The sequence below is a fragment of the Roseateles subflavus genome (genome assembly GCF_030285365.1).
Classification (GTDB): domain Bacteria; phylum Pseudomonadota; class Gammaproteobacteria; order Burkholderiales; family Burkholderiaceae_C; genus Roseateles_B; species Roseateles_B subflavus.
Map to the genome: position 1 here is coordinate 134,316 of NZ_JASVDS010000006.1, position 13,480 is coordinate 147,795.

A 13,480-nucleotide genomic window follows, 5' to 3' on the forward strand; every position below is an offset into this window, starting at 1 on the left:
CGTCAGCACGCCGCCAGCCTTGCGACTCAGAAGAGGCTCTGAGGAATGATGAGGATGTCGCCGGGACGCATCTCGACGTTGGCGGAAACATCACCCCGCTTGATGAGGTCCTTGAGTCGGACCGAGTACTGCTTGTTGCCCTCGGAGGAACGCAGGATCGTGGCTTCGTTGCCGGCTGCAAAGTCCGTCAGCCCCCCCACGGCAATCATCACGTCCAGCAGCGTCATCTGCTGCTTGTAGGCCAGGAACTGCGGCTTGGCCGCTTCGCCCACCACGCGGATCTGCTCGCTGTAAGGACCGACGAAGCTGGTCACGATGACCGTCACGACCGGGTCACGGACGTATTTCGACAGCTGCTTCTCGATGTCACGGGCCACCTCGACCGGGTTCTTGCCCTGGGCCACCAGTTCATCAATCAGCGGCGTGGCGATCTTGCCATCTGGCCGCACGGGCACGGTCATGGACAGTTCCGGGTTGCGCCAGACGATGATGTTCAGGTTGTCCCCGGCACCAATGATGTAGCTGTAGTTGCCCTCTGCAGCCTTGGCCGGAGCCTGCGGGAACTGGCTCGTGGACGCACAGCCGCCGAGCACGGCCATCACGGCGCCAAGCGCGGCAACGAGGAACCCACGCAGGGCAAGGGCTTTGAACATATCTCTGTCCTTAGTCGCTGAACAACAGAAAAGGGGTGGGACGGGCACCGGGCGATCCTGGCCCCGCCCCACACAGAGCCGGCCAGGCATCATGCCATAGGGGTCCGGCTCGAATGCCGACACTCATGACAGCTGCAGCAGCCGCCTCGATTCTCAGGGGCACGATTGCACACCAGCCGCTGCGCCATGCCCATCCCTCGTATGAGTGCGGAACAAGACATCGCCGTCATGCGGTCACAGGCACTTACGAATTCGTGCCTCGAAGAACCGGGCGGATGAACATCATCAAGAGTTTCTGAAGCGGATTGGCATTTCCGCCGGGCCGCCAGGTGAAACTCAATTTCTGCCGGAACGCATCAAATTGCATGGCCCAGGGTGCAGGCCTCAAGTCACCACGCCCCAGCAGAACCTTCAGCACGGACGTCCCCATGACCCCGGCACACAAATCGCAGGCCATCATGGTCGACGGTCCTTTTCGTTCGGCGAAATTGACTGCCAGCGGCTCCACCAGGTAGGGCCGCTGCAGCATGGCAGGCGACAGGCCGGCGATGAATCGCGCGTACTGCTCTTGCCGGGATTGACCTTCCACCTTGAAGTAATCTTCAAAGGTCATGGCACCCGGCTTGAAATACAGCAATGCCACTCCCATGCCCAGCGGTGCCGCCGTCAGGGCGGGAATGCCGCGCCGAGCACACTCCGCGAACAGCAGCCGCCGGGCATCGACGGCAAAGAAATCGATGCCATCGACATAGACATCCACGCCTTCGAGAAATGCCGCCACATTGGCTTGGGTGACACCCTCGCCGAAACTGCGGACGTCGGCCTCGGGGTTGATGCCCCGGACCATCTCCGCCATGACCTCCACCTTGGGGCGCCCGATGCTGTCCATCGAGGAGCCGACCTGCCGGTTGAAGTTGTGCACCTCGAATTCGTCGAAGTCAGCCAGGCGGAAAGCGCCGATGCCCAGGCGCGCCAGCGTCAAAGCATGGGCACCACCGACCCCCCCCTGCCCCGCAATCGCGACAGTGGAGCGCCGCAGCTTCGCCTGCTCAGCCTCGGTGACCCAGCCGATATTCCGCGAAAACGCCTTGTCGTAATCAAATCCAGACTGATCCTGCATGTGTGCTCCCCTGTTGGCCCCGCACGAGGGGGTGTCGTGGCCATTTTGCGCCATGCCTGCTGCCGCTCCGCTGATATTGAAAAGCTGTGCCAAGATTCCCACTCGTTCGTCACCATGCCGAACAGGGAGACTTGAATGACCGAGCCCGATCTTCTGGATCAACTGCTGGACTTGGCCCGCTGGGCGCCTAGCGGGGACAACACGCAGCCCTGGCGCTTTGAACGCTTGGGCCCGCGACAACTCCGCATCCATGGGTTCGACACCCGGGATCACTGCGTCTACGACCTCGACGGCCATCCCAGCCAGATCAGCTTCGGCACGCTTTTGGAAACCCTCGCCATTGCCGCCGCGAGCCGCGGCTGGCAGATGGTCATTGACCGCATGGATTTCAGCACGGAGACGCGTCCGCAGTTTGACGTGAGCGTGCAAGCAGCGCCGGACAAAAGCCAACTGCGGCTTGCTGCCCAGATCGAGAAACGCAGCGTACAGCGACGGCCCTTGAAGCGCACCCCACTGACTGAGGAAGAAAAGAAGTCGTTGACTCAGTGCCTTCCGGCAGGCATGGCGGTGCATTGGCTGGACGAGGGTTTTGCACGACTGAAGACCGCCAAACTGCTGTTCCACTCCGCCAAGCTGCGCCTGACCATCGAAGAGGCATACCGGGTCCATCGGGACATCATCGAATGGCACGCCCAATTCAGCGCGGACAAGGTTCCTGACCAGGCGCTGGGCGCCAGCCCCGGCACGGTCCTGCTGATGCGTCAGGTCATGAAGAGCTGGCAACGCGTCAGGTTCTTCAATACCTTTCTGGCCGGGACCTGGGCACCCCGCATCGAACTCGATTTCATCCCCTCATTGCGCTGCGCAGCGCATTTCGTCATTCATTCAACAAATCCTCCCCATCGACCAGAGGACTATGTGGAGGCGGGACGTGCAATCCAGCGTTTCTGGCTTCAGGCCACCGCGCTGGAAATGCAGCTGCAACCCGAAGTCACGCCACTGGTATTTAGCAGGTATTCACGCGAATCCCGCCCATTCTCTGCATCAGCCCATGCGATGCCGATGGCCCACGACATCCGGCAGCGGCTTGAGCTGTTGATCGGTCGCGACATTGCCGAACGCGCGGTCTTCATGGGCCGCCTGGGCCATGGAACCGCCCCAACGGCGCGCTCCTTGCGCAAGCCCTTGGCGCAGTTGCGCGCCTGAACCCCCTGCGAACCGCTGTCGGAGGTCTTTACACCCACCGCCTTTCCTCATTTCACAGCGCACCAGATCAATCGCAAGTGATTGATTTAAAAAGAGTTCTCAAATCTGGCACAGTGATTGCTCATATCACCGCAGGCGGCTCAGCGACATTGCGAAGCTGACCAACCTGAAACAAGGAACGGAGAGAAACATGAACTTCAAGCACGTTGTGCGCGCTGCAGCAGCTGCAGCACTGGTCGCAGTCAGTGCCTCGGCATCCGCTGGCTATGTGGTGCTGGATGGCTGGCAACTGAACACGCCCACTACGACCGTGACGAACATCGGTCGCCTGGGCCTGGGTGGTGGCGGTGCCACGGTCGAACAAGAAGTGAACGGCCTGGGTCAAGCCTTCGTCGGCGCCAAGTTCGTCGAGAGCGGTTCCGTCTTCTCGGTCACCTACACGCCGGAAAACGTCCCCGGCGCTGGTGACAACGGCGGCCTGTCCGTGATCAGCAATGAGCTGCTGACCATCTCGTTCACCAATGTGGCCGGCAAGGTCATCGCCCTGAACCCGGGCGGCGGCTTCAAGTACCAGTTCACCTCGGGCAACTTCCTGATGTCCGGTCTGGGTGGCACCTACGCTGCTGGCTCGATCGTCGGCCTCGGCGGCAACGCTTCGTCGACCGCCGTGATCGGTGGCTTCAACGGCGATTCCACCCTGCTGGCCTATGTTGCAGCCTTCCTGAAGCCGACGTTCGACGTCAAGGACAACCTCGGCAACAGCCTGAAGAACGACATGACCAACGGCAAGGTGCTGTTCCAGGCCGTGACCAACAACAACACCACCGGCTTCGTGGGTACGGGTGCCTGCACGTTCGACGCCACCAAGACCTGCTCCACGGTCCGCGTGACGTCGGCTGGCGACGCCTACCTGGTGCGTGACATTCCCGAACCCGCCAGCATCGCCCTGGCTGGCGTGGCCCTGCTGGGCCTGGGCATGGCTCGCCGCCGCAGCGCCAAGTAATCAGTTCACTGATTCGCTCGAAAGGGGTGCCTCGGCACCCCTTTTTCTTGTCCGTGCCCATCGGAACACCGACCGCAGGCCCACGGCCGCCAGTACGAGCACAAGCAAGTGCGCACGACAAAAGGGGAGCCCGTGGCTCCCCTTTTCATTTGCTTCCGCAAGGCTCGAAGCCGGACCGCCAAATCGAGCAACGCCCGTTGGGCGGGCCGCCACGGCGGGTGCGGCCGGAGTGGCTGATCCCTCAAAGATCGCGGTGAGTCTGCCCTGTTTCGAAAGCCGCCACACAGTCTCGCCACGGGGCATCCGGCTCGTCGACGAGCTTGAAGCCGAAGAAGCGACCTTGCTCGCTCTCACGCCGGCGCACGACCTGAGCGCGCACGCGCGAACGCTCGTGCTCACCCAGGTCAACCACCACGTCCCCAGTGGACTCCAAAGGCAGCTCGTTCCCGCAGCGCGCCTGGAAGCCCGCCGCCGAGATCTCGATGATCTCGAGCACGCAGACCCGCTCACCCGTCGATGACACGATCCTCATCTCCGCCGGGCATCGGATGGAATAGCGCTGGTGGCGACGCAAGGGATGGTGTTCCAGCGCCTGCCCCGCCAGCATGGGCAAAACCTGCCGATACTCCGGCGTGTTGTAGATGGACCAGAGCAATGCCTTCTTGCGATCGTCCAGCCCCTGCAGAACCGGGCTGCACCGGTTGAAGAAGTAGTCCAGCAGGGCTGGGGTCAGCACCGGGTCGTTCGTCGTGAAGTAGCGCCGGCTGGGCAGAACGATATTGTCGAGAGCCTGACGATAGAAGAAATGGTGCAGGTTCTTGCGAAGTGGGCGGAACTGGTACACCGCGCGGAACAGCGCTTCCGACTGAGTGAGGTCGAGCGTCGCCCCCACGGCCGGTGCACCATTGGCGAAGTCGTAGGCGTCAACGGTGCGGGCCTGCAGTCGCTCGAAGAACAGGAGCGCCTCATACAGCTCGATCTTGTCCGGGTTGACGGCAATGACCAGATGACGGGTATCGAAATACTCCGTGCAGTACTGGTGCATGAACTTCATCAGGGGAAACAGGACTGCCCCGCCCGTCTTGCGGAAATCCGGATGCACGGCCAGGGCCGAGATCTCGACGATATTGCCGCGCTTGCGCCGGACACCCGCCAGGTCGAACACGCTTTGCAGCGGGAAGCCGAACACGCCCTCCCGGATCATCGAGATGGTCCCGACCACCCGGCCGTCCCACTTGGCACAGATCGTCGTGGTCGTCGGCAGCGCGTGGTAGATCGTGATCCGCATGCCGGAAGGGTCCGGCTTCATGAAGCCGGCAGCCACGTAGGCATCGTGAAGGATGCGGAAGCAAGCCTCCAGCTCCTCCTGCGTTTCCGCGATCTTGAGCTGCAACCGGGCATCCGGTTGCGGATCGCAGTCCACCATGCGGCGATACACCGCAAACCGCCAATCCCGAGGCAAGGCACCGAATACGGAACGCAAGGCCGTGTGCACGCGTTTGCGTAGGCTGGAGCGCTTGATGGCGGCCATGGTCGCTTCCTTCCAGTCCACCCAGATGCGGATGGACGATCCGACTAGCTTACTGCAAGAAGACGTGGGCGACGGCGACAGACCTGGCTGCGTCCACGCCGATGTCCCCAATCAGAGCTGCCGATTCAGCTCATCCAGCGTGAGCTTGAGGTCTGGCCCCAGCGATCCGTCCTTGATCTTGGCGACCTCCGCCTTGGCCGCAGCCTTGTCTCCGGTCCCCACCAGCGCTTGCGCCAGGTGCAGTCGGGCAGCAGCGGATCCCGGCCGGAGTTGCAGTGCCTTGCGCGAGGCCTCCAGCGCACGGGCGGGCTCCTTGGCAGCGAGGTGCGTCATGGCCAGGGTGTCCCAGTATTCGTCGACGTCCTCGCGGACCTGCACGGCGCGCTGAGCGAACTCCGTCGCGCCGGGCTTGCCGCTCTTCATCAGGATCCAGGCCATGTTGTTGAGGGCCACCGAATAGCGAGGTTCCTGAGCAAGCACCTGCCGGTACAAGGCTTCAGCGTCCGCCATCTTGCCGGCCTGCAAGGCGAGCGTCGCCAAATAGCTGGCGAAATGCACATCCTTGGCGTGTGCCGCCATCCAGGTCTGGGCCAGGCGGGTGGCCTCTGCCCCCTGCCCGGCCTTCATCAGCGCAGTATGCAACTTGATTGCCAGCGTTGCGTCATCCCGGTTGAGGTCCAGCGCTGCACGGTACTGCCGTGCGGCCTCGGCGAAGCCCTTCTGGGCAAAAGCCACATCGCCCTGCGCCGTGTAGATGACCACCTTCGGCGCTCCGGCGACTTCCATGTCCTTCAGTGCAGACCGCGCATCACTGAACTTGCCCAGTGCCACCTGGACCGCGACGAGCTTGCCCACGACTTCAGGATTGCGCGGCGCGAGAACCAGGGCTCGGCGCAGATCTGCCGCTGCCGCAGGAAGGTCCTTGGCCTGCGCATGAACCTCCGCCATCCGCAGGTAGGGATCGGGCGAATTGGGCATCTTGGCCACGAGCTTGTTCAACGTGCTGACGGCCTGGTTCACGTCGCCGGTGAGGGCCTGCACCTGCCCCAGCGCCAGCAGCAGCTCGGCACTGTCGGAGATGGCGGCCTGTCCTTCCTGAGCGGCCTGCAGGCCTTGCTTGGGGTCTCCCTGGAGGACTCGATGACGAATCAGACTCAAGCGAGGCTCTGGCGCATCCGGAGACGCCTTGATGGCATCCTGGAGCAGTTGCTCGTACTCGCTGGCACTGGCACCTGCCCGCACTCGCAGCTCGATGGCGGCCATCCGCGCACGGATGTTGCGTGGATCCCGCGCAACCATCCCTTCAAAACGCTTGATGGCATCCTGGATGCGCCCGGCATCCACATCGAGGAAGGCCAGTGCCACGGCAGCCTGGAAGTACTCGGGCGACAGCTGGAGCGCCTGCTCGAAGGACGCCCGGGCTTCCGCCAGTTGCTTGTTCCTCATCTGGATGGTCCCGCGGAGGAACGGGGCGTCCGCCAGTTTCGGCTGCTTCTGCTGCAACTGTGCGATGGCCTGCAGAGCACCCGCCGAGTCACCACGACTCAGGAGCGCGCTGATCAACGCCAGATCAGCCGTATGGCCTGAGGCATCGGCGGCAGCCAGGCCCTTGAGCGCGCCAAGCCCCTCGTCCGTCCGCCCCTTCTGGAGATCCACCACGGCAAGTGCCGTCTTGCTCCGGACGTCTTTGGGGTCCAGGTCAACAGCCTTGCGGAAGGCCTCCACGGCCTTGTTCACCTCACCCTGGGTCAGGTAGGCCTGCCCGGCAAGTGCCAGTGCGGCTTGACTGCGTCCCTGCTGCTCCATGAGCGGCTGAAGGGCGCTGAGCGCCTTGCCGGCTTCGCCCGCCTTGAGCAGGGTATGCGCCAGCAGCAGGCGCGCCGAGGGGTTGTCCGCGGACTGGTTCAGCGATTGGCTGAGGTATTTCTCGGCCACGAGCAGCGCACCGGACTGGGCGGCGATGGCGCCGGCAAGGTGCAGGAATCGCGCATCCTCAGGGCCCAGCTTCAGCATGGCCTGGGATTCCTCGTTCGCCTTCTTGAGGTCCCCGGACTCCAGCGCGACCAGGGCCGAGACAAAGCGAGTCTGCGGGTGGTTGGGCAGCGACTTGCGCATGAGCTCGACCTGCTTGCGGGCTCCGTCCAGGTCACCCTTGGTCAGGCGGAACGTGGACAGGCCAACGTTGGCTCCCACCGATTTGGGATCCAGCGCCAGGGCCTGCTCATAGGCGGCCACGGAGTCGTCGTCGCGCCCGAGCCCGAAGCGCAGGAACTCGGCCTTCGCGAGCCAGGCCTTGGCATTCTTGGGCTCGACTGTCAGCACCTGTGACACGTGCTGAAGCGCGACATCGTAGTTGCCGCTGTAGCCGGCGACATTGGCGGCGACGAGCAGCGTCCGAGGCTGCTTGGCATCCAGGCCGAGGGCGCCTTGGATGTAGCGCTCCGCATCGTCCTTGCGACGCAGTAGCAGGGCGGACTCCGCCAGGGTCGTCAGCAGATCAGCCTGCGCCGCCGGCACTTCCAGCTGGGTACGGGAGAACTCGGCCAGCACCTTCTCGTATTCGCCGTAGGTGAAGATCACCCGCGCCAGCGGCGGCACCAGCTGATCCGCCGGGTAGCCCAGCTCGCGCACTTTCTCCAATTCAATGCGGGCACTGACGGGATCCCCCTGGGCCAGCAGCGTCGTGCCCAGCAGGAAGCGAGCTTCGGCCATGGCTGGATCCGCCTGGAGCGCGCTCTTGAGCTCGATGGTGGCACTCTTGCCGTCATTCTTGGCAAGCATGGCCTTGGCAGACGTCAGGTGCTGCTCCGGCGTCTTGCCTCCGCAGGCACCCAACAGCGCTGCGGTCAGGCCTGCAGCAAGAATCGTTCTGGAAAATGCCACCAAAGCTGCCTCCTTTAGACTGCTGTCTTGGACCGCTGTCCTGCCGCTCACTTGAGCTGCAGGCGGTTCATCAAATCGTATAGCGTGGGGCGGCTGACCCCCAGCAGTTCCGCCGCCCGGACGATGTTGCCGTCCGTTCTTGCAAGGGCCTTCACCACCGCCTCGCGCTCGGCCCGCTCCCTCACCAGGCGCAGATCCAATTCGACATTCACCGGGGGCGTGGTGTCATCCTGCAGTCCACGGATGGAGAGGTCCGATGCCGCGATCCGCTCGTGCTCGGCCATGATCACGGCTCGCTTGATCACGTTCTGGAGTTCGCGCACATTGCCGGGCCACTTCCAGCGCTCGATCACGCTCTGTGCGTCCTCCCCCAGCGTGAGGCCCGGGCGACGCAGCTCCGATGCAAAACGCTTCACGAAGGCATGCGCCAGCAAGATGGCATCGCCGAGCCGGTCCCGCAGGGGCGGCACTTCAACCACGATCTCGGCGAGGCGGTAATAGAGATCCTCGCGGAAGCGGCCGTCGGCGATCAGGGCCTGCAGGTCCTGATGGGTGGCCCCCACGACACGCACATCCACCGGGATCTCGCCACGACCGCCCAGGCGCTCGATGCTTCGCTCCTGGAGGAATCGCAGCAGCTTGGCCTGCAGGGCCATGGGCAGATCCCCGATCTCATCAAGCATCAGGGTGCCGCCATGGGCCGTCTCGATCTTGCCGAGGGTGGTCTTCGTCGCACCGGTGAAGGCGCCCTTCTCGTAGCCGAACAGCTCGCTCTCCAGCAGCGCTTCCGGAATAGCGGCGCAGTTGATGGCCACGAATTTGCCAGTGCGGCGGGACGCGGCATGCAGGCCCTGAGCCAGGACTTCCTTGCCCGTGCCGCTCTCGCCAAGAATCAGCACGGTGGCATTGCTCGGCGCCACTCGCTCGACCATCCGGCTGATCTTCACCATCTGCGGGTCCCGGGTGAGCAACCCCCCCAGGGCGTCGTGCTGCTGCTCGCGCACCAGGCGCCGGTTCTCGTCCTGCAGCTCCCGCAGGCGGTAGGCGCGCTCCACGGTCAGCGACAGGACGTCGGGGTCGACCGGCTTGGACAGGAAGTCATAAGCCCCCAGCCGGATCGCGCGCAGCGCATTGGCGTGGTCGTTCTGCCCGGTCAGCACGATGATCTTGGTGGCTGGCTCGAGCTCGAGCAGCCGCTCCAGCAGCTTGAAGCCCTCGCTGACGGAGTCCTGGTCCGGCGGAAGGCCGAGATCCATGGTCACGACGGGCGGCTGATGACGGCGGAACTGCTGGACCGCACTGGCCACGTCGCTGGCCAGCAATGCATCGAACTGGTCCAGTGACCACTTGAGCTGCTTCTGCAGGGCCAGATCGTCTTCCACGATCAGCAGCTGGCGTGTATTCCCGTTACTCATGCAGCATCCACCATCCCGAGGCCTTGGCCTTCCTGTGTCAAAAGCAGGGGCAGGCTGATTGTGAGGCGTGTGCCCTGCCCCACTGCGCTATCCACCTCGATCTTGCCCCCCAATTCCTGGACATACTGGAAGCTTTCGAAGGCCCCGATGCCCATGCCTGTCTCCTTCGTGGTCTGGAAGGGCCGGAACAGTTTGCTCCGAATGAACTCCTCGCTCATGCCCACCCCCGTATCAGACACCGTGACAACAGCATTGCTGCCGAGGCGATGCAAGGTGGCCCAGACGCGCCCTTCCGGCGGCGTGGCATCCAGCGCATTCTGGACGGCATGGCCCAGCACGCGCTCGACGCGGTCTTCCTGACCCCGGCACTGGATGGCCTCCAGCTCTCCGAGCTCCAGGGAGCGCCCCTTCTTGGCCGCCAAGGCCTGCAGGCGGCGCAGCAAGGCAGGCAGCTCGACTCCCCCCTGCGCGCCGAGCGGCCGCTGGCCATCGCGCAGTTGCATCAGCAGCTGGCGCATCTTCTCGAGGGAGTTGTCGACCGTCGCCAGCATGTCGTCCTGGAACTCCGGATTGTCCCGATGCTTCTGCGCGTTCTTCATCATCAATGACAGCTGGGTCACGATGTTCTTGAGGTCATGCACCACGAAGGCGGACATCTTGTGGAAAGCGTCGAACTTGCGCGCTTCGAGCAGTGCCTCGGCAGCCTGCACCTGCGCCAGAAAGCCCGCCGCCTGCGCGCTGGCCGTCTTGAGGAGGTCGCGCACCTCCCAGTTCACGTCCAGCCGTGCCCGCGAGTGCTCAAGCACCACGAAGGCGATCAGCCGAGGCCCCGCCAGCAGGGGAACGATCAGCCAGTGACGAGGCTCATCAAGCAGCGCCTGGGGCGCCTGGATCCAGGGTTTGCCGGCCTCGGGCTGCCCGACACGCAGCTGATCCAGATCCAGGATCCAGCCGCTGCTGGCCAGGAACTGCACGAAGTCGTCCTGGTCGCCAATGGTCAGCGCACTGTGCACGGCATTGTGCCGAACAGCCTGCACGAAGCCCCCTTGCGTCGGCGACGGCAGCCATAGCGAGCCGCCCGGGCTCTCCACCAGGTTGGCGAGCCCCTCGATGATGGATTGGCCCAGCGCCTCGGGGGAATCCTGCGAGGAGAGCATGGCCGTGAAGCGCAGCCACTCTTCCCGATAGTCGTACCGGTAGCTGAAGAAGTTCTTGCTGATGTAGACGCGCAGCTTGGCGCGCAGCGCACCCGAGAAGAAAAGAAGCAGCAGGCCAACACTGGACAGCACCAGCAGGGCGATCTGCAGCGCGCGGCCCCAGGCGCCGCCGGTATAGCGGAGGTAGTAGCCCACGGCCGAGACGACCAGCAGGTACAGACCACTGAGAATCAGCGTGGCGGAGTGAAAGACCGCGGCCCGCGACACATGCAGTTTCGCGATCCAGTCCTTGTGCCGGCGGGCCGCCACATAGAGCAGCGGAACGGCAATGGCATGGACGCCCGCGCGGATGCTCACGGCATCGAGATCGGCCTCGCGGAACAGGGCCATCTGCGAATACAGGTACAGGTCGAACGCGAAGACGACGCCCAGTGCAATGCACACCGGCTTGGCGTTCCATCGAGCGCTGTCCTGCACGTTGTGATGCAGTTGCTCGACCAGCATGAGCCCGACCACCGCCAACGCCAGGCAGTCGAACGCGGCCCAGTGATTCAGGACGCTGCGCGGCGGAGGGAGCCAGTCATTGGGTCCCTCCAGCACTGCCTTGCCGATGAGCAGGAGCACCGCGAGCCATTGGACACCGCGATGGAAGAGGCGGGACTCTGATGCGCCCCGCCCTTCCTGCAGCAACCAGCGCATGAACCCCAGCCAGGCGAGATAGCGTCCGGCATCGAGCCAGGGTGAGAGCGCCAGCAGCACGCCATCAGCAGGCGGTGCCTGGAGCTCCAGCATCAACCCCAGGGCGGCCCACGCGGCGCTGCACAGCAGGCCTGCCCAGAAGAACCAGGCACCGCGGCGCTGCTCCCCTTGCAGGTGCCGGAGCTGCAGCCCATAGGCGCCTGCGAAGGCCCCATAAAAAAGCAAGGCCAGCAGATTGCCGGCCACGCCCAGGTCAAAGGACATCGACGATGTGCATCATTGATTGGACAGCGTCGCGCGCGGCAGGCGCGGCACCCGGAGACGGGCGACGTCGCTCAGCGCGCGCCCTTGCCTGTCAGCACCACGGCCACCGTCTCCAGCAGGATCAACAGATCCAGGAACAGCGTGTGGTTCTTGACGTAATACAGGTCGTACTGCAGCTTCTCGACAGAATCTTCCAGCGTGGAGCCATACTCGTAGCGCACCTGGGCCCAGCCCGTGACGCCCGGCTTGACGCTGTGGCGGACGGCGTAATAAGGCACCTTGGTGGTGAGGTCGTCCACAAAGAACGGACGCTCCGGACGCGGCCCGACCAGGCTCATCTCGCCGCGCAGCACATTGAACAGCTGCGGCAGTTCGTCGATCCGGACACGGCGGATGAAGCGCCCGACGCGGGTCACGCGGTCGTCGTTCTTGCTGGCGAAGCGCGGCTTGCCATCCTTCTCGGCATCCGTGCGCATGCTGCGGAACTTCACGACATCGAAAGTCGTGCCATTCAGGCCGACACGCTCCTGCTTGTAGAACACCGGGCCGCGCGACTCCAGACGCACCGCCAGGGCAGCCAGCAGCATGATCGGGCTGCTCAGCACCAGCAACAGGCCGGAGAACACCAGGTCGAAAGTGCGCTTCACGAAGGTGCGGACCATGCCCTGGTTGAAGCCGTCACCGAAGATCAGCCAGCCTGCGTTCACGTGGCTGATCTTGATCTGGGCCAGCGTCTTCTCGAAGTGCGTGGCGATGTCCACGACACGCACGCCGTAAATCTTGCAGTCGAGCAGCTCGCGCAGCGGCATGCTGCCGCCCCGGCGTTCGCTCAGCGCGACCACGATCTCGTCTACGCCGAGGCGCAGGGCGGTCTCGGTCAGCGTGCCTTGCGGCTGGATGAGTTCGGAAGTTGCGACGGAGGTCTCGGTCTCATTGGGGCCGGCGAAGTAGCCCACGATCTCGGCGTGCGGATCAGCGGAGAACAGGGTCGCGCCGACCGACTTGGCAACAGGGCCCGCACCGAAGATCAGGATCTTCGTGCGCGAGCGGGCATGCACGGAAGAGTGAGCGGCATACACGCGATGCACCATCACGGCGGCAATCGCGGCCATCGCGGCCAGCACCAGCAGGTCCCGATGCGGGATGGAAGCCGGCACCAGGCGCGAGAAGCCATAGGCCAGAGGCAGTGCCACCAGCGTGGCAAGCAGCGCCCGGGCACAGGACTGCGTCAGCGAACGGTTATGACTGTGCTGGTACAGGCCCGAAGCCGAATTGATGACGAACATGAAGCCCGCCAGCGACAGCCCTTGCGAAGCAGCAAAGGGCAGGAGCGCATCGGCAGAGTCGCCTTTGGACATCACGACCAGCATGGTGGCCAGGAAGATCAGGCCCAGGTCCAGCGCAACTTGCATCAGCGTGCGCCGATGAAGGTAGTGGTTAAAAATTCTGATCATGCCAATCCCCAAACACGCTTCCCGAACATTCGGGCTGCCCCGATGGCTTCCTGCGCCATCTGGACATCGCCGGACTTGCAGTGCGGTGCATCATG

General features: G+C 64.0%; 9 protein-coding genes. 2 read left to right on the top strand and 7 right to left on the bottom strand.

Translation table 11 applies throughout. From position 1 onward, the window contains the following. Window positions 1–26 precede the first annotated feature (26 nt). Complete coding sequence (locus QRD43_RS19010; protein WP_285984079.1) at window positions 27–653, bottom strand: XrtA/PEP-CTERM system exopolysaccharide export protein; 627 nt, start codon at window positions 651–653, stop codon at window positions 27–29. Window positions 654–897: 244 nt separating this feature from the next. Beyond that, window positions 898–1,866, bottom strand: a complete 969-nt coding sequence (locus QRD43_RS19015) for a ThiF family adenylyltransferase (protein WP_342399050.1) — start codon at window positions 1,864–1,866, stop codon at window positions 898–900. A gap of 42 nt (window positions 1,867–1,908) precedes the next feature. Here QRD43_RS19015 and QRD43_RS19020 point away from each other — a divergent pair, with 42 nt between their 5' ends. Beyond that, a complete protein-coding gene (locus QRD43_RS19020; protein WP_285984080.1) occupies window positions 1,909–2,979 on the top strand; it encodes a nitroreductase family protein in 1,071 nt (356 codons plus the stop codon). A gap of 190 nt (window positions 2,980–3,169) precedes the next feature. Beyond that, the gene (locus QRD43_RS19025) at window positions 3,170–3,982 is read left to right on the top strand and encodes a PEP-CTERM sorting domain-containing protein (protein ID WP_285984081.1); all 813 of its coding nucleotides are present in this window, start codon (window positions 3,170–3,172) and stop codon (window positions 3,980–3,982) included. 241 nt (window positions 3,983–4,223) lie between these two features. Here the strand turns inward: QRD43_RS19025 and QRD43_RS19030 are convergent, their stop codons facing one another. From QRD43_RS19030 to QRD43_RS19050, 5 genes are all read right to left on the bottom strand, one after another. Further along, entirely contained in the window at window positions 4,224–5,513 is a 1,290-nt protein-coding gene (locus tag QRD43_RS19030) for a GNAT family N-acetyltransferase (protein ID WP_285984082.1), read from the bottom strand. Window positions 5,514–5,624: 111 nt separating this feature from the next. After that, window positions 5,625–8,447 carry an XrtA/PEP-CTERM system TPR-repeat protein PrsT gene (prsT, locus tag QRD43_RS19035; protein ID WP_285984083.1) on the bottom strand — a complete coding sequence of 941 codons (2,823 nt, stop codon included), beginning with the start codon at window positions 8,445–8,447 and terminating at the stop codon, window positions 5,625–5,627. After that, window positions 8,444–9,811, bottom strand: coding sequence for a PEP-CTERM-box response regulator transcription factor (gene prsR, locus QRD43_RS19040; RefSeq protein ID WP_285984084.1), 1,368 nt, complete (start codon window positions 9,809–9,811; stop codon window positions 8,444–8,446). The genes prsT and prsR overlap by 4 nt, the downstream gene beginning before the upstream one ends. Next, entirely contained in the window at window positions 9,808–11,913 is a 2,106-nt protein-coding gene (gene prsK / locus QRD43_RS19045) for an XrtA/PEP-CTERM system histidine kinase PrsK (RefSeq protein ID WP_285984085.1), read from the bottom strand. Before prsK ends, prsR begins: the two co-directional genes overlap by 4 nt. An 89-nt stretch (window positions 11,914–12,002) precedes the next feature. Next, window positions 12,003–13,385 (bottom strand): TIGR03013 family XrtA/PEP-CTERM system glycosyltransferase, encoded by a 1,383-nt coding sequence (locus QRD43_RS19050; protein WP_285984086.1) that lies wholly within the window; start codon window positions 13,383–13,385, stop codon window positions 12,003–12,005. Window positions 13,386–13,480 lie beyond the last annotated feature (95 nt).